Source organism: Streptomyces sp. A01 (assembly GCF_059026195.1).
This window is the reverse complement of sequence record NZ_JBWLKN010000038.1, coordinates 1-17131: the sequence shown is the minus strand read 5'-3', so window position 1 is coordinate 17131 and position 17131 is coordinate 1. Positions and strand designations below refer to the sequence as shown.

At 68.3% G+C, this 17131-nt stretch carries 10 protein-coding genes; 4 read left to right on the top strand and 6 right to left on the bottom strand.

The window, feature by feature from the left end; translation table 11 throughout:
• Nucleotides 1-217: 217 nt before the first annotated feature.
• On the bottom strand, nt 218-2470 hold the full coding sequence (locus AC5P1B_RS32445; protein ID WP_493891583.1) for an MMPL family transporter: 2253 nt from the start codon (nt 2468-2470) through the stop codon (nt 218-220).
• Between the two features lie 705 nt (nt 2471-3175).
• Between AC5P1B_RS32445 and AC5P1B_RS32440 the strand changes: the two genes are divergently transcribed.
• Nucleotides 3176-5749, top strand: a complete 2574-nt coding sequence (locus tag AC5P1B_RS32440; protein ID WP_493891582.1) for an ATP-dependent Clp protease ATP-binding subunit — start codon at nt 3176-3178, stop codon at nt 5747-5749.
• Between the two features lie 330 nt (nt 5750-6079).
• Complete coding sequence (locus tag AC5P1B_RS32435) at nt 6080-7219, top strand: glutathione S-transferase family protein (RefSeq protein WP_493891612.1); 1140 nt, start codon at nt 6080-6082, stop codon at nt 7217-7219.
• Between the two features lie 40 nt (nt 7220-7259).
• On the opposite strand, the gene AC5P1B_RS32430 is transcribed toward AC5P1B_RS32435, so the two are convergent.
• From AC5P1B_RS32430 to AC5P1B_RS32420, 3 genes are read right to left on the bottom strand one after another with little or no spacing between them, the layout of a single operon-like run.
• Nucleotides 7260-8054 (bottom strand): metallophosphoesterase family protein, encoded by a 795-nt coding sequence (locus tag AC5P1B_RS32430; protein WP_493891581.1) that lies wholly within the window; start codon nt 8052-8054, stop codon nt 7260-7262.
• Nucleotides 8051-8368, bottom strand: coding sequence for a BON domain-containing protein (locus AC5P1B_RS32425; RefSeq protein ID WP_493891580.1), 318 nt, complete (start codon nt 8366-8368; stop codon nt 8051-8053). The genes AC5P1B_RS32430 and AC5P1B_RS32425 overlap by 4 nt, the downstream gene beginning before the upstream one ends.
• Nucleotides 8365-9060, bottom strand: a complete 696-nt coding sequence (locus AC5P1B_RS32420) for a nucleotidyltransferase family protein (RefSeq protein WP_493891579.1) — start codon at nt 9058-9060, stop codon at nt 8365-8367. The genes AC5P1B_RS32425 and AC5P1B_RS32420 overlap by 4 nt, the downstream gene beginning before the upstream one ends.
• A 318-nt stretch (nt 9061-9378) precedes the next feature.
• On the opposite strand from AC5P1B_RS32420, the gene AC5P1B_RS32415 reads away from it, so the two are divergent.
• Nucleotides 9379-9942, top strand: a complete 564-nt coding sequence (locus AC5P1B_RS32415) for a hemerythrin domain-containing protein (RefSeq protein ID WP_493891578.1) — start codon at nt 9379-9381, stop codon at nt 9940-9942.
• Between the two features lie 246 nt (nt 9943-10188).
• Here AC5P1B_RS32415 and AC5P1B_RS32410 read toward each other — a convergent pair whose 3' ends face one another.
• Together AC5P1B_RS32410 and AC5P1B_RS32405 are read right to left on the bottom strand one after the other, a co-directional pair.
• Entirely contained in the window at nt 10189-13929 is a 3741-nt protein-coding gene (locus AC5P1B_RS32410; protein WP_493891577.1) for a caspase, EACC1-associated type, read from the bottom strand.
• Complete coding sequence (locus tag AC5P1B_RS32405) at nt 13926-14327, bottom strand: hypothetical protein (protein ID WP_493891576.1); 402 nt, start codon at nt 14325-14327, stop codon at nt 13926-13928. Before AC5P1B_RS32405 ends, AC5P1B_RS32410 begins: the two co-directional genes overlap by 4 nt.
• Before the next feature lie 183 nt (nt 14328-14510).
• Here AC5P1B_RS32405 and AC5P1B_RS32400 point away from each other — a divergent pair, with 183 nt between their 5' ends.
• Entirely contained in the window at nt 14511-14705 is a 195-nt protein-coding gene (locus AC5P1B_RS32400) for an RNaseH domain-containing protein (protein ID WP_493891575.1), read from the top strand.
• Nucleotides 14706-17131: the final 2426 nt, after the last annotated feature.

The following is a 17131-nucleotide window of genomic DNA, read 5'->3' as shown; positions in this document are numbered from 1 at the left end:
GCGGCGGCACCGACCGTACGGGAGAGCCTTCGGGCACCGCATCGGCCGTTCTCGACGGCGAGGATCGGTCGTGCCGTCACTGGCCGGGAGACGGCGGACGGGAGATGGCGACCGGAGACCGGAGACGCGAGGACGTAGGGGAAACGCGACGGGCGGGGGTGCGAGGAGGCCGTTCGCCTCCTCGCACCCCCGCCCTGTCCGCGTCCGGCCCAGGCGGCTAGTCCCTGCCGGCCGGTTCCAGATCGCGGTCGGCTCGGGAGGCGTCGGGGGCAACGGCCGGTTGGCCCTCGCCCTCGTGCAGGCCGATCTTGGCGTGCAGCGCGCGGAGCGGCCCCGGCGCCCACCAGTTCGCGCGGCCCGCGAGCCGCATGAAGGCGGGCACCAGCACACCGCGCACAAGCGTCGCGTCCATCAGGACAGCCAGCGCGAGACCCACCCCGATCGACTTCATGTAGGTGATGGAACTCCAGACGAAACCGGCGAACACGATCGCGATCAGCAGCGCCGCCGCTGTCACCGTCGACCCGGTGTGCTCCAGGCCACGGGCCACCGCCTTGGTGTTGTCACCGGAGTGGTCATGCTCTTCCTTGATACGGGAGAGCAGGAAGACCTCGTAGTCCATCGACAGACCGAAAGCGACGCAGAACAGCAGCACCGGGACGGTCCACGTGATGGCGCCGGTGACCGCGAAGTCACCCACCCAGCCTTCCAGATGACCGTTCTGGAAGCCCCACACCAGGACGCCCATCGTGGCGCTGAGGCTGAGGCAGTTCAGGATGAGGGCCTTCAGCGGCAGCAGCAGGCTCCCGGTGAACAGGAACAGCACGATGAACGAGCTGATGGCCAGCACGGCGAGAGCCAGCGGCAGCCGGTCGTTCATCGAGTTGATCGAGTCGTTGAGCTCGGCGGCGGGCCCGCCGACCGTCACGTCGTACGGCGCGTCAACACCCCGGATGTCCCTGACCAGTTGCCGCCCCTTCTCGGACAGCGACTGGCTCTTGGGGACGACGGACAGATACGTGCTGTCGGCGACACCGAATCGGGCGGACGACGCGCCGGCGGGGGCGACCTGCTTGCCCCCGGCGAAGGTGCCGCTCTCGGTGTCCACCCGGGCCACGTTCGGCAGGCTGGACAGCCGCTCGGCGTAGCCGGTGATGTTCCGCTGGCCCTTGGCGGGCGCGTTCTGCAGGACGACGTTGAGCGCCTGGGTCTCCTGGGCGCTGAAGTCCTTCCTGAGGATCTCACCGACCTGCCGCGACTGCGTGCTGGTGGGCAGCACACGCTCGTCGGCGAGGCTCATCTTCAGGTCGAGGAAGGGCGCGCCGAGGAAGAGCAGCAGACCGATGACGGCGGCGGCGATGGGCAGCGGGAACCGCATGACGGCCATGGCGAGGCGGTGCCAGAAGCCCTCGTCGGTCAGCTTCGGGGCGATCGGCCGCTTGCGACCGAGGATCTTGCCCTTGTCGATGCGCGGGCCGAGCGCCTTGAGCAGAGCGGGCAGGAACGTCACCGAGATCAGGGCGGCCAGCAGGGCCGTCGGGATACCGGCGTAAGCGAAGGAACGCAGGAAGTAGAAGGGGAACACCAGCAGCGCGGCCATGGCCAGGGCCACTGTCACGGCGGAGAACACGACGGTGCGGCCCGCGGTGCGCAGCGCGGTGGCGATGGCGCCGTCGGTATCCGCGCCTCCGGCCATCTCTTCTCGGTACCGTTTGACCAGGATCAGGCTGTAGTCGATCGCGAGGCCGAGGCCGAGACCGGTCGCGACGTTCGTGGCCATCACCGACACGTCGGTGAAGAGCGTGAGGATACGCATCGTCAGCAGGACCGAGACGATCGTCAAGCCGCCGACGAGCAGCGGCACCAGGGCCGCCACCAGACTCCGGAAGACGAACAGCATCACGACCAGGAGAATCGGGAAGGTCACCATCTCGATCTTGAGAAGGTCCTTCTCGGTGATGTCGAAGATCTCCTTGTTCGCGAGGACCGTTCCGCCCTGCTGGACGTCGACGCCGTCGATCTCGCCCTCGTAGCGGGACTCCAGCTTGTCGAAGTGGTCCTGGACCTCGTCCTCGTCACCGGAGAGGCGGGCGAGCACCAGCGCGCGGTCGCCGCCCTCGCCGCGCAAGGACTCCGCCTTGCCCAGCGACCAGTAGGAGACGGCCTGTTCGACGTTGTCCTCACGCGCGAGGCGTTCGGTGATGTCCCGGCCCGCCTTGGCGACCTCGGGGGAGTCCACGCCCCGCTTGTCGGTGATGAGCAGCGTCAGGTTGGGAGCGCCCGCCTTGAAGCGCTCGTCCATGACCTCGGCGGTCTTGGCCGCCTCGGTGGAGCTGTCGATGAACCCACCGCTGGACAACTTCTGGATGACCCCACCACCCAGCGCTCCCGCGATGACGAAGAGAACAGCCGAGAGATACAGGACGAGTCTGCTGCGACCGGAGGTGAGCCGGGCCAGGGAAGCGAACATCTGGCGGAATCCTTAGTTCAGGGATCAAACACGGTGGCAGGGGGCGAATAAGGGCATGGGCGCACGTCAGAGACCCCCACCCGCAATCTATGGAACAAGTTGCCCCTGTGGAACAGTCTGCCCCACAAGACGGGAAGTCGCCACCGGACCCCGTCGTCAAGCCCTTCGCGAAGCAAAAACCGGGCGCCGCACGGAAACTGCTTGCCCGTCACATCCACCGGGAGCCGTGGTCGTCAGTAGTGGTCAGCGGCGATGGCGCGGCGTCATACGCCGTCCACCGAAGCGCGGGGCTGGAGCCCCCGCTCGACGCCGGAGGCGTCCCAGAATCCGGACAGCGCCGCCCCGGCCCCCGTCTCCCCGCGCGCCGGACAGGGTGCCGCCGTACGGCACCGAGAGCGCGTACGGGCCCGTACGGCCTCGTATCGCGCCCACGGGACCGCGAGCCACGGGGCCACAGGGCCACAGACGAGCCCGGCGGAGAGCGCACGGCGCGGACAGCCCCGCTCGCGCACGGTGCGGAGGTCACGGCTCGCGCACGGTGGTGGAGACAGCGTGGAGGCAGCACGGTTCGCCCATGGGGTGGATGGGGCTCGTGCGGGCGTAAGCAGGTGTAAGCCCGATTCGTCCGGGCACCCGGGCCCGGGAACGAACACGCCTACCAGCACAGCGCGTCCCGGCCCGGCCAGGACGCCGGAACGGATGGCTATGAGCAGCGGGTTCATGGGTCCGGAGGGCTACGGTCCGGACCCGTTCGGCGAGTTCCTCGCACGTTTCCTCGGCGGGGGGCCGCCGCGTGGTCCCCGGCAGATCGACCTCGGCCGGCTGATGAGCGAACCAGCCCGCCAGCTGGTGGCCGCGGCGGCCTCGTACGCCGCCGAGCACGGCAGCAGCGACCTCGATACCGAGCACCTGCTGCGCGCGGCCCTGGCCATCGAGCCTACCCGGAGCCTGGTCGCCGGTGCGGGGGCCGACCCCGACACGCTGGCCACCGAGATCGACCGGCGGGCCGAGGAGGTCGAGCGCAGGACCAGCGAAGGGCCATCCCAAGGGGCTCTGTCCGTCACCCCGGCGGTCAAGCGCGGCCTGCTGGACGCCCACGAGCTGGCCCAGGCGACCGGTGCCACCTACATCGGACCCGAGCACGTCCTGAAGGCGCTGGCCGCCAACCCCGACTCAGCCGCCGGACACATCCTCCACACGGCCCGCTTCGACCCCGCCTCAAGCCCGCCGCACGCGCCCGGCCAGCCGGTGCCCGCGGCCGAGCAGTACTCCGGCCGGGCACACGACACCCCCACCCTGGACAAGTTCGGCCGGGACCTGACCGACCTCGCCCGGCAGGGCCGTATCGACCCGGTCATCGGCCGGGGCCAGGAGATCGAGCAGACCGTCGAGGTGCTGTCCCGCCGGGGCAAGAACAATCCCGTACTGATCGGCGACGCGGGTGTCGGCAAGACCGCCATCGTCGAGGGGCTCGCCCAGCGAATCGCCGACAACGACGTGCCCGACATCCTGGCCGGCCGCCGGGTGGTCTCCCTCGACCTGTCCGGCGTGGTCGCGGGCACCCGGTACCGAGGCGACTTCGAGGAGCGGCTGACCGGCATCATCGACGAGATCCGTACGCACTCCGACGAGCTGATCGTCTTCATCGACGAGCTGCACACCGTTGTCGGCGCGGGCGGCGGCGGCAGCTCCGAAGGCGGGTCGATGGACGCGGGCAACATGCTCAAACCGGCACTGGCCCGCGGCGAGCTGCACGTCATCGGCGCCACGACGCTGGAGGAATACCGCCGGCACATCGAGAAGGACGCGGCCCTGGCCCGGCGCTTCCAGCCCATCCTCGTCCCCGAGCCCACCGCGGCCGACGCGGTGGAGATCCTGCGGGGGCTGCGCGACCGCTACGAGGCCCACCACCAGGTCCGCTACACGAACGAGGCACTGCGGTCCGCCGTCGAACTCTCCGACCGCTACCTCACCGACCGCTTCCTGCCCGACAAGGCCATCGACCTGATGGACCAGGCCGGGGCCCGGGTGCGGCTGCGCGCGCGTACGAAGGGAACGGACGTACGGGCCCTGGAGCGCGAGGCGGAGCAGCTCTCACGCGACAAGGACCAGGCGGTGGCCGCCGAGCAGTACGAGCGGGCCACGGAGCTGCGCGACCGCGTCAAGGAGATCAACCAGCGGATCAAGACCGGCAGCGGCCGGCAGAGCAGTGACGGCAGCGGCCGGCAAACCGGTGACGGCCAGATCATCGAGGTCACCGCCGAGGACATCGCCGAGGTGGTCTCCCGGCAGACCGGCATCCCCGTCAGCAGCCTCACCCAGGAGGAGAAGGAGCGGCTGCTCGGCCTGGAGGGACATCTGCACCAGCGCGTCGTCGGGCAGGACGAGGCCGTCACCGCCGTCGCCGACGCCGTACTGCGCTCCCGGGCCGGGCTGGCCAGCCCCAACCGCCCGATCGGCAGCTTCCTGTTCCTCGGCCCGACGGGCGTGGGCAAGACGGAGCTGGCACGCGCCCTGGCCGAGGCCCTGTTCGGCAGCGAGGAACGCATGGTGCGCCTGGACATGAGCGAGTACCAGGAGCGCCACAGCGTCAGCCGGCTGGTCGGCGCCCCACCGGGATACGTCGGCCATGAGGAGGCCGGGCAGCTCACGGAGGTGGTGCGGCGGCATCCCTACTCGCTGCTGCTGCTCGACGAGGTCGAGAAGGCCCACCCCGATGTCTTCAACATGCTGCTTCAGGTACTGGACGACGGGCGGCTCACCGACGCGCAGGGCCGCACGGTGAACTTCGCCAACACCGTCATCGTGATGACCAGCAACCTCGGCTCCGACGCCATCACGGGGCGCGGCGCCACGCTGGGCTTCGGGGCGCGCGGCGCCGAGGCCGACGAGGAGGCCCGCCGCGAACAGGTGCTGCGCCCGCTGCGTGAGCACTTCCGTCCGGAGTTCCTCAACCGCATCGACGAGATCGTCATCTTCCGACGGCTGTCGGAGGACCAGCTGCGGCGGATCACCGACCTGCTGCTGGAGGAGACCAGGCGGCGGCTGCACGCCCAGGATGTGGCGATCGAGTTCACCCCGCAGGCCGTCGACTGGCTCGCGCACCGCGGCCACCAGCCCGAATACGGGGCCCGTCCGCTGCGCCGCACGATTCAGCGGGAGGTCGACAACCGGCTCTCCCGGCTGCTGCTCGACGGCGAGCTGAGCCCCGGCAGCCGCGTCCGGGCGGAGGTCGCCGACGACGAGTTGGCGTTCCGTACCGAGGGCGCCGCCGCCTGACCTCGCTCCAGCAGACCGCTGAAGCAGACCGCTGACGGCCGGTGATGCGCCGGTCGGCTGACAGCGTGGGCGGGGCGTGGGAGGTTCACGACGGCCAGGGCAGGCATGCGGTTGAGCGTGCAAGCATCCGCGTACGGGAAGGAGCGGGCGATGACCCACCCGCCCGGCAGCGAAACAGCCAACGGTGGTACGGACAGCGGTCGTACGGGTCGTACGGGTCGTACGGGTCGTACGGGTCGTACGGGTCGTACGGGTCGTACGGGTCGTACGGGTCGTACGAGTCACACGGGTCGTACGGAGAGCGGTCGTACGGACGGCAGGAACGAACGCATCGAACGGAACGAACGGAACGAACGCGACAGGGACGCACAAGACAGGGGCGCAGGGGCTGATGAGGCGAACGCCAGCGAGAGCGGCGAGAGCGGTGGCGGTGGGCCGAACGGCGAGAGCGGTGGCGGTGGGGCGAGCGGCAACACGGAGTACGGCAGGAAGCCCTTCAAGCGGTCACGGAGCCACTTCACCGACCGGGTGACGGCCGACGCCCGTGACGGCTGGCCCGTCGAGCCGGGCCGCTACCGCCTCGTGGTCAGCCGCGCCTGCCCCTGGGCGAGTCGCGCCGTCATCTCACGGCGGCTGCTCGGCCTGGAGGCCGCGCTCTCGCTCGCCATCACCGACCCGATCCAGGACGACCGCAGCTGGCGCTTCACCCTGGACGCGGGCGGCCGCGACCCCGTACTCGGCATCCACTTCCTCAGCGAGGCGTACGACGCGCGCGAGCGGGACTACCCCGGCGGGGTCAGCGTGCCCGCACTCGTGGACGTACCCAGCGGGAAGCTCGTCACCAACGACTTCCAGCAGATCACCCTGGACCTCGCGACGCAATGGACGGCGCTGCACCGCCCCGGCGCGCCCGACCTGTACCCGGAGCCGTTGCGCGAGGAGATCGACGAGGTCATGGACGGCGTCTACCGGGACGTCAACAACGGCGTCTACCGGGCCGGTTTCGCCGCCGGGCAGAGCGAGTACGAGGATGCCTACCGCGCTGTCTTCCGGCGCCTTGACCAGGTGTCAGACAGGCTGACCCGGCGTCGCTACCTGGTAGGGGAGACCATCACGGAGGCCGACATCCGGCTGTTCACCACGCTGGTGCGCTTCGACGCCGTCTACCACGGGCACTTCAAGTGCAACCGTTTCAAGGTGGCCGAGGACCGCGTGCTGTGGGCCTACGTTCGCGACCTCTTCCAGACACCCGGGTTCGGCGACACCGTCGACTTCGACCACATCAAGCGGCACTACTACCAGGTGCACACCGGCATCAACCCCACCGGCCTGGTCCCCCTGGGTCCCGACCTCTCCGGCTGGCTGGCACCGCACCACCGCGAGGAGCTGGGCGGCCGCCCCTTCGGCGACGGCACACCACCGGGCCCGGTACCCCCGGAGGAGCTCGTCCCGCGCGCGGGACGGCCTTGACGGGGCGTGGACGCGCCTTGGTGCGCCCTGGGGGAACAGGTCATCTCACGGCCCCGGCGGAGACCGCGCCGCCGGTCTTCGCGCCGGACTGGCCGTCGGTCTCCGCACCGGTCCTGGTCGGCAGTTGGTAGACCGCGAAAGCCCGCTGGATGACCGGCTGGGCGACATTGCGCACCCGGACGCCGCCGCTGGTGATGCCGTGCTCGGTGCCCGCGTGCGCGTGCCCGTGGACGGCGAGGTCCGCGCCTGCCGCGTCCATCGCCTCGGCCAGCAGGTAGCTGCCGAGGAAGGGGTAGATCTCCAGTGGTTCCCCGGCCAGCGTGTCCGGTACGGGAGAGAAGTGCGTGAGAGCGACACGGACGGCGCACCGCTGCCGCTCCAGCTGCTCCAGACCGGCCCGCAAGCCGTCCGCGCAGCGGCGGGTGTAGCGGATGAACGACTTCATCTCCGCTTCGCCGAACTCGCTGCCACTGCGCCCGGCGAACCCTCCGCAGAAGCCCTTGGTCCCCGCGACGCCGACCGCGGTCCCGCCCACGTCGACGACCGTCGCCTCCCTCTCCAGGACACGCACGCCCGCGTCACGGAGAATCCGGGTGACCTCCTCCGGCTGTCCGTCGTGATGGTCGTGGTTGCCGAGTACGGCGATGACCGGCACCGGCAGCCCCGCGACCTCCCGGGCGACGACCTCCGCCTCCTGCGGCGTACCGTGCCGTGTCAGGTCCCCGGCGAGCAACAGGAGGTCGGCGCACTCGGGCAGGGTCTCGAAAGCGGGCCGGAGCAGCCCCTGGCTGTCCGGACCCATGTGGATGTCCCCGACGGCTGCGATACGGATCATGCCAGCTCCTCCGAATGGTCGGGGGCGGAAGCACCGGCCACGACGATGTCGGTCCGCACCGGCAGGTCCGCCAGCTCCTCGCCCACCATGCGCAGCACCTCCTCGCGGCACTGGGCCGTGGAGACGGTGCCGGTGACGATCACCATGCCGCCGCGCGGCTCGACCCGTATGCCCAGCTCGCCGATGTCCTCAGCGGCGAGCCGTTCCCGCAGATGGGCGATGCGGTATTCGGTGTTCTCGGTGTTCTCGGTGTTCTCGGCTCTCGACTCGTGCTCGGCACTTTCAGCGTTCTGACGGTGGCCGTGGTCGGTCATGAGAGTCCTTCCTGCGGGGTGATGACTTCCAGCCGTTCCAGCAGATAGAGGAAGGCGGCGGGCATCGGCGCCTGCCCGCACTCGCGGCGCACCTCGTCCCAGTCGATCTTCTCCCTGAGGACGCGGGCGATCGGCAGCACGGCCCCGAAGTCGCAGTGGTGCTCGGAGAAGGCGGCGAGCAGGCCGCGGAGCAGGTCGGTCGGCGCGAGCACGGGCATGCGCACGGAGTCCACGGGCAGCTCCTCCGCCCTGCCGAGCAGCTCGCGGGTGACGGGCTGGTGGGCCAGTTCGAAGATGAGGTCGATGTCCTGTCCAAGGCACCGCGCCTTGATCAACCAGTCCTCCGGCGGGGTGAAGACACAGAGCCCGGCCGCCCGCAGGGTGTCGCCCACCGGACCGGCGTCCTCAGGCAGGACGCAGAAGTCGGCGTCGTGCTGGAGGTTCCCGCCCCCGCCATGCGCGTAGACGGCGACGCTCCCGGCCAGGGCGAAGGCGTGCCCTCCCCTCTTCAGCAGGGAGCCGACCTGCTTGGTCGCCTCCAGGATCGCCTGGGCACGGTCGGGAGGCAGATGCTCATCCCGCCAGTCGCGCTGCTGGCGGACGACCTGCTCGTCGCCGGGGACCGGTGCCGGGCAGCGCTCGGAGGGCCTGCTCCGCCCTGCGATAGCGGCACGGTCCGGGTTCTCCGCCACTGTCGCTCCGTTCCACGGTGCCAGCCCGCCACAGACCCATGGCACTGGCCGCCGCCATTGATCCGGAAACCTTGCGACATCACCGGTACCCGCTCCGGCGCCGTCGACACCGGCCGCCCCCGGTCACTCCGCCACGGCCCCGTGGGCGGCGCGGCGGGACCAGCGCCGGCGCGTGTACGCGCCGAATACGCGTGCTCACGGTTTGCTCGCGCCCGGCCCGGTTACACGGCCTCCGGTGCCCGGTCACGGCACCACGTCACGCACCGATCAATGAATCGCACGCACCGATCAATGAACCGATCGATGAAAGGACATGCCATGAGCCATGGCGGAGACGTCATCGCGGAACTGACCACCGACCACCGTGAGGTCGAGGAGTTATTCGCCCGCATCGAGGCCCTGCCGCCGGGCGACAAGCAGCGCAAGGTCTACGCCGACCAGGCAGTCATCGAACTGGTACGGCACTCGGTCGCCGAGGAACAGCATCTGTACCCAGCGGTACGCGAGCACCTGCCTGACGGGGACACCCTCGCGGACAAGGAGCTGGAGGACCACGCGGCGGCCGAGCGCACGATGAAGAAACTCGAAGAGGCCGAGGCAGGCGACCAGAAGTTCGAGCAGCTCATCGGCGAGCTGATGGCGGAGATCCGGCCCCACGTCCGGGACGAGGAGACCAACCTCTTCCCCCGCCTGCGGACGACCGCACCCGGAGCCACCCTGACCGAGCTGGGCGACAAGGTCCGCGAGGCCAAAAAGACCGCACCGACGAGGCCACACCCGTCGGCCCCGGACACTCCCCCCGCCAACAAACTGCTGGACGCCGGCGCGGGCATGGTGGACCGGATCAGGGACGCCTTGACTGGCCGCGGCAAGAAGCCTTGACCCGGGCCGCTGACCCCGCCGGGCCGGTTCCTCCGGGCCGACGGCGAGGACCCGCGCCCAGGCCGGTCCCCCGTCGGCGCCGCGTTACGGGATGACGTGGCGCCGACGGGGGCACGCGGAAGACCGTCCGCGACCGGTCAAGACCGGGGTCGCTACGCCCGGCTCCGTACCGGCTCACGTGCGAGCTCCGTACCGCGCTGGCAACGCGACTCCCGACGCAGGGGCAGACTTGTCCCCGTCCGCTGTTCAGCAGCCTGGAACCGCCGTGTCGTAAAGCTTCCATGCAGGCATCCGAACGGCCGTGCTTCCCGTCCTCCCACCGTCGAGCAGGTCGCGGCGACGCAGCATCAGCCGTATGTGCCGCGCCTCGTCAGTGCCCTCTTCCGGCCCGGGGTCCAGTACCACTGCGGTTGTGCCACTGTCCGTACGCAGCACGGCATCAGCCGAGTGACCGTGCACACCGGCACCAAGCTCCACGGTGGCCCCAGGACGGTCGCTGAGGGCCCTGTACAGGCGCTTGAGCAGTTCGTCGGGAATATCGCTGCCACCACCGGAAGACTTCTCGGATGCGTCAGCCAGCGCGGCGCCGACTCCGCCTCGCCCCCTCCACAACTCGATATCACCGACCACGATGAGATGCGAGCGTGCGCGAGTCATGGCGACGTTCCAAAGGTTCAGCTGCCGGTCGATCCATCCGACGGCACCGGGGTGCATGCCCTGTCCGGCGACCAACGAAAAGATCATGACGTCCCGTTCGCCGCCCTGGAACGTGTGCACCGTGCCGATCCGCACCCGGTCCGCGTACTCGCGCAGCCGTCTCTGCAAAGCCTCCTCCTGGGCCTTGAACGGCGTGACCACACCAATCGTCGCGCCGGTCTCGGCAGGCAACTGCTCCAGGAGATGCCGGACACTGGCCGCGACTTTCTCCACCTCGTCCGCATTGACCCACGAGCTACCGGAGGTCGGGCGCACAGCACGCCCGGACACCGGGGCCCAGATCACCGCCCTTCGGTCGAGAGCCGGGCGGGTCCGGGTGTCGGTGAGAATGGTCAGCCGACCATCGTAGAAGAGCCGGTTGGGGACCGCGGCGATGTCCGGGTGGCAGCGGAAGTGCTCATCGAGGAGGAGCGTGCCGCCCGCCGCGGATTCGGAAGCGTGGAAGGCGGAGTGACGCCGATAGGCGAGGCGGTGGCGCTCAAGCCAGTCGGCGCGCAGTCCGGCGGCACGGCGGATGACTCTTTCCCTCTCTGGGCTGATCTTGGTGATGTGAGTGAGCTGCATAGCGTCACCAATGACCAGTGCGCGACGAGCCCGGAACAGGAGAGGCAGCACGTGGGGAATGGCACACTGGCTGGCCTCGTCGACGATCACCAGGTCGAAGAGTGCAGCATTCGGTGGGAAGCGCCGCGCCGAGAGGCTGGTCACAGCCCACCCACGGGCGGCAGGGAGCACGTCTCGCACTGCGGGCCAGTCGCTTCCGCTGGTGTCACGGGCGGTCAGAAGCCCAGCGATACGCTGCCGTCCTGCCTTGGCATTCGCCTGTACGACACTGTCGAGCAGAACCGCAGACGCCGTACGGACCACGTCTTCGGCCTCTGCCAGCACCGCGCCGAGTCCTGCGTCGTCCCGGCAAGATGTCACTCGCTCGTACTCAGCCCGCCATGCCTTCTGAGCGACCGCGAAGTCCGCGAGGGCGTTGCAGGCCTCTACGGTGCCACCCTCGCCGGACGTCGGCACCACAACACCGACGCGGCCCAACAGCTTCTTGCGGCGCCACTCACCAAGAAAGCGGGCCTGAGCAGCACGCGACGCCTTCTGCGCCAGGCCGCCCAAATCGGCCACCGGCGATATCAGTTTCACCAGGCCCGCGACCGGCTGACGCAGCCGGGCGGCGTGCGTCTCCCGGCTCTGCCCGGCCAGGTGAAGCGCCCGCTCGGTGCGTGCGGCGGTGGTGAGTTCGTCCCGCGCGCCACTGAGACGATCATGGGCAATGTCCACGTCCATCATCGAGGTGGCGGCGTTTCGCGTGGAGGCGGGAGCAGTCATCAGCTCGCGCAGCGTCTTCGCTTCCTCTTCCGCATAGTTCGTGACGCCGGAAGATGATCCTGTGCGGACGACGCTGCCTGGCGAAAGCTGCTCGCAACGCCTCCAGACTTCGTCCACCGCTTGGTTGTTGGTTGACGCCACGAGCACGCTCTGGCCTGCGGCCACAGCCGTCGCGACGAGGTTGGCGACCAGCTGGCTCTTACCCGTCCCGGGTGGGCCGGTGGCGACCGTGAGGCGACGAGTCATCGCTGAGCGGAGTACGGAGGACTGCGCCTCGTTGGACGGTAGAGGCGTCACCAGCCTTACGGGTCCTGCGGCTTGCCCGGCGGACGGCTCCGAGCGCTCGGTGGGGTCGGGTGAGAGTGCCGCCAGGGCCGTTCCGTGGATCTGATCGCTCTTCTTGGCGATGCTGTCGAGATCCGCAAGAAGCTTCTTCGTCGCCTTGGCGTCGCGGGGCGCGAGGAAGAGGACAGCGGCGTTGCGGGCGCCGTCGCCTGGTGTGCGGACATCGATCTGATGCGCGAGCTGGTCGGGCCTAGGCTCCTGGACGCAGGGCAGCTCGTATTCCTGGCTGAGGAGATTGCGCACGTCAACGGCCATTCGGTCATGCTGGCCGGCATGCCACGTGGGCTGGTAAGTCTCGGCGAGCTCCGCTGCTTCGTCCTCTCCCAGCCAGTCCTGGGCGAGCCGGGGGTGAGGGAGTACCGGACCATACGGCTTGAGGCGGATTTCGCCGCCGTCGTGCACCGCTTCAACGCGTCGCACGAGGAGCGGTGCGAACTTCGGTCGGCTCCAGGACCGCCCTGCACGCGGGCCGTTGAGGACCACGGCCGGATATCCGGCCCAGAGCTCGGCCTCCTCCTCAGCCGCCGCCTCCACGAGCCCGACCGCTTCCTCGGGCACAGCGACGCAATCGTCGTCGTCAAGGTCACCGGACAGGAACCGCTCGCGGCCGCTCAGGCACACGTAAGATCTGCCGCCGTCATTCACCGGCATCAGGGGAGTGTCGGCGTCCTCCGACAGCACGCATTCCCGGTAATAGCCCAGGAGGCTGCTCCAGGTGGGTCGGCCTCCGTATCCCTTGGACACCTGAGGTGGGGATTTCTCTGACACCGGGGAGCCGGCCGGGTCCTTCCGACTGAACGGCAGCAACTGCCGCGGACGTCCCAACGGACAACCGGCCAGAACAATACGGTCGTCGACGCCATGGGCGGACTTGACGGGAACCTGCTTCGGATCGATGACCCGCATTCGCTTGTTGACGTACTGGAACAAGTCGTCCACCGATATTTCTCCGGTGCCGTCCTTGCCCACCTTTCCTGTCCGCAGCGCCTCCACGACCTCAGCCGTGAAGGCGGACGGAGCAACGCCATCGGCCGTCACGACGCCAGCCATGGAATCCTCACCCGCACGGGACGAAGACAAGACGTACACACCGCGGCTTGAGAGAAGCGCAGAATCGCCCGACTTGGTGGCGGCCGCAGGGGGTCGGCCGGAGGTACGCAGTCCCACGGCGAACCCCCCGCTTCGGCAGCAGTCGATCAGTGCCACCTTCTGCGGCGCCCAGCACTCCTCCAGTCTCTCGTTGACGAAGCTCGCGCTCACGCCGGTCCCAGCTACCCGGTCGAAGTCGGTGTCCCTGGCAGCGAAATAGAATTCTCCTCCGGACTCAACCACCCTGGTCCCATGGCCGGATACGTACAACAAGGCCAGCTCGTCAGCTCCACAGCTTTCGAGGAAATCGCTGATCTCGAACCGCATATCATCCGCGCTCAGGTCAGCGACCGTCTTCACCGAGACAAAAGCTCCTACGTTGCGATCCTCCAAGACTTGACGCAATTGCCAAGTGTCGACCTGTGTCGACGGCAAGGGAGCAAAGCGGCTGTCGTCGTACCGTTCATTACCGATCAGCAGGGCCCTGCGGCGGATTCGCCGGGTCACTCCGCCTCGCTCCCCCTGTTTTCGCCGACCTTGTCCATGAACTCGCGGATGATGCGCTCCTGCGCCTCATCAGGACGCGCCGGGATCGTGACGGAGTCACCGCGGTAGGTGAGCTCAACCTTCCGGTGACGTTCCTTGGCACACCATTCCCTGATCAGCGTGATCAGTATCCGGGATGCCGGTCTCGCCGCCGTCCCGACAGCCGCCCAGAGCGCCACATCGCTGACGCCGCTGCCTTTTCTACGGTCGTCGGCGGCTGCCGAGTGGCTGACGAATCCGACGCTGACGCCGTCAGCCGTCAGAAGCTCGTCATACAGCCCCCGTGTAAGCCGCTCCTGCCGCAGAGCGTCACCACCCGCGAGTACGCCGATCCGCCACTTCTGCCCCCCGTGGTCCATCCTGTCCCCTCAGCTATCGGCCCGCTCTGCATGGCGTACCTCGCCAAAAGTCCCAGCCTAAGAGCAGGCGCATGCGAATAGCAGGACCATATCCAGTCAGCTGCCAGGCCAACAGGCCACTCCGCCGGGCAAGGCCCGCGTCTTCTGGTCGACCACACCCAAGGCCCAGACCTTCAGCTGTCGGTGGCCGCGGACAAGCTCGCTCCGCGTGTCAACACCAAGGGCAAGCTGACGATCGACACGCGTGAGCCTGCCTGGAATCCGGGCCTGGTCGAACTCGCAGTGCTCGGCTGCCATCCGCAGGACGGCGACGTACCCGAGGCCCTGGCACTGGCCGTCCACCAACTGCGGCAGCCCCGGACCTTCCCGACGCACTGAGCTTGCCGCTGCGGTTGCTCCTCGTGGGGTTGTCCCAGGAGTACGTGCCCCCACCCGCACAGAAGAGGACTCAGCCTCGGGCACAGACCAGACGGCAGACACGAACCCGGACTCGGCCGCAGCCCCCGGGGCTGGCCGGGGTACCGGAACCTGCCGAGCACGACGAGCAGTTGTCACTCCTCGAATCTTCCACGGGAGTCACCGAGGTCTGACTCAGAGTTCGTCCTGGCCTTCCGGAGTCCTCGCAAACCTGCGCGTAGAGGGTGACACGGGCAGGACACCGTGTTCTGCCTGTCCCTGTACCGGAATTCAGAGACCCGCAGCAGACGTCCTCCCACAGCGCCCGCTGAACCGGCTCACCCTGCACCAGCAAGCCGAGAATATTGAGCAGGGTGAGCAACTCGATGGTCCATTCCGGACACCACCGCTGAGCGACCACATGGTCGAGCTCCAACCGGCGCTTACCTGCGGGCTCGCGTCGACGGTAGCCGAACCACTTGTTCAGAACGTTCATTCCGGAGACCTGATAGGCCCTGGTGGCTGGTGAACCGAGGCAACACAGCCGTCACCGATCCACAAGCGCTGATTCGCCATCTCGTAGCGGAGGGCCTGCGGCATCCCCTCTCCGGTATCGGGTATTCCCACGTCGCAGCGTGGCCGACCCGAGGACAGACGTGCTTCTCGTACGAGCGGCCTTCGGCGGGGTCCGCGTATAGATCGCCGTAGGGTCGCCGGCGGTGTCGGCCTGGATGTCGGCGGTGACCACGGTGTCAAGGGCGAGGCTTCCAACCGGCGACTTCACCTCATTGAGGTAAGCAGAGACCGGCCTCACTCTTCGAGCAGGCCTGAATTGTTCGGCGCTCCCAGGGAATTGATCTGGTTGCGCCCCTACTCCGCCTGCACCGGAGCCAACCTGGCGGAGCGCCGAGCGGATCGCAACAAACGCGGTCGCCGCCCATGGATCTGGCAATGTGGCTACCGTCCCGCTCCGCAGCTGAGCTCGGCACGGGCAGACGCTTCCTGGCATGGCTTGAGAGGCGTCATTCGAGCGCCAAGAATCCTCAGCGGTGCCACGTGGCTCAGGTAGACGAGACCCATTCTCTAGCAAATCTGCAGGTCAAAGCATCTGCGGCAGGCGCCTGTTCCGCTCGACTCGTTACCGGAGGTAAAAGGTCGAGCGACCCGCCCAAGCTACGAACCCCCAGGTCACGCACCCTTACCGACCGGCTCAAGCACCGCCACGCACTCCACATGCTGCGTCGTGTGGAACAGCTTCAGGCCCGACACCTTCCCCTCCTCGGTTCGGAGATCACCAACGCCGATGAGGGGCGGGATTGTTTCCGCGAGGGGCTTCGGAGGCGTGAAGATAGTGTGAGACCCTACGTACGGCCTGGCTGGAGGCTGCTCGCGTCCCCCAACCGCCAGGGATCTACGATTCCCCCATGTGTCCCCCGTGCCCCGGGGGACAGCGCTAGGAAGCTGCGTTTTCGCAGGTCAGCCCCCGTAGCTCAGTGGATAGAGCACGTGCCTTCTAAGCGCCTGCTGCATCCTTGCCCCCCGTAGCCCCCACTCGGCACCGTCCGCATAGGCGAGTTCGGCAGGCAGGAGACGACCACTCAGGCGGAGGGCGAGCTCGCCGAAGCCTCCTTGTCCCGACGGGCCGCGCCGTCTTCAACACCGACGACACCCAGGGCCGAATGTACCGACGTCCGCGTCATCGGTTACGGCCTGCCGGTGATAGTCGCGCTGAACCGCCTCTTCGCCCGTCTCCACGTCGTTGCCGGGCATGTCGGCCTCAGCGGGCCCGTGGTCGGGCACGGCGGCGAAAGGGGTCCTTTTCGCTACCTGCCCGTGACCGTCCTCGACGACCGCCATGGTTCCCGTGGAGACGACAGCGGTGGCCAGTAGGCCGCACCCGAGAGCCGCTGACGCCCGATGCTCGTGGCCTCGCTCGGGTATGGCGAGCAGGTCGACAAACGCGACTTCATGCGGCTGGACAAGGCGGTCCTCCCGTTCGGAACGTCATGTTCCGCCAATAGAACCTTGAACACTGGTTCGAGAGTAAGGAGTATTTGAGTGCCTTCCGGTCTCAACCTTCAGTCGCATAGAAGGCGGACATAAGGAGGATGCGGACGGCCCGCGAGACACCCTCCAAGACAGGCAGAGTCACCCAGCACCGATCCAGCACGGTGCAGGTGATGAGGGGTGATGGCAGGTGACGAGGCGTCAGATTATCCAGCACCGATCCAGCACGGGAAAGACTTAGGGGTCCAGCCTCGAAAAGCTGGACCCCTTCTGAACTGCACATTTGCCAGATCAGCGACGTGGTGACATATCACCCACTACACATTGAACCGGAATGTGCACTACAAAGCTCCCACCTGCGGAAACACTGTTCTGGGGCGCTCAAGTCAGCACAGAATCAG

Coding starts and splice junctions, on each gene's coding strand:
- AC5P1B_RS32445 (WP_493891583.1), bottom strand. CDS start 2,470: ATGTTCGCTTCCCTGGCCCGGCTCACCTCCGGTCGCAGCAGACTCGTC.
- AC5P1B_RS32440 (WP_493891582.1), top strand. CDS start 3,176: ATGAGCAGCGGGTTCATGGGTCCGGAGGGCTACGGTCCGGACCCGTTC.
- AC5P1B_RS32430 (WP_493891581.1), bottom strand. CDS start 8,054: ATGATCCGTATCGCAGCCGTCGGGGACATCCACATGGGTCCGGACAGC.
- AC5P1B_RS32405 (WP_493891576.1), bottom strand. CDS start 14,327: ATGGACCACGGGGGGCAGAAGTGGCGGATCGGCGTACTCGCGGGTGGT.
- AC5P1B_RS32425 (WP_493891580.1), bottom strand. CDS start 8,368: ATGACCGACCACGGCCACCGTCAGAACGCTGAAAGTGCCGAGCACGAG.
- AC5P1B_RS32415 (WP_493891578.1), top strand. CDS start 9,379: ATGAGCCATGGCGGAGACGTCATCGCGGAACTGACCACCGACCACCGT.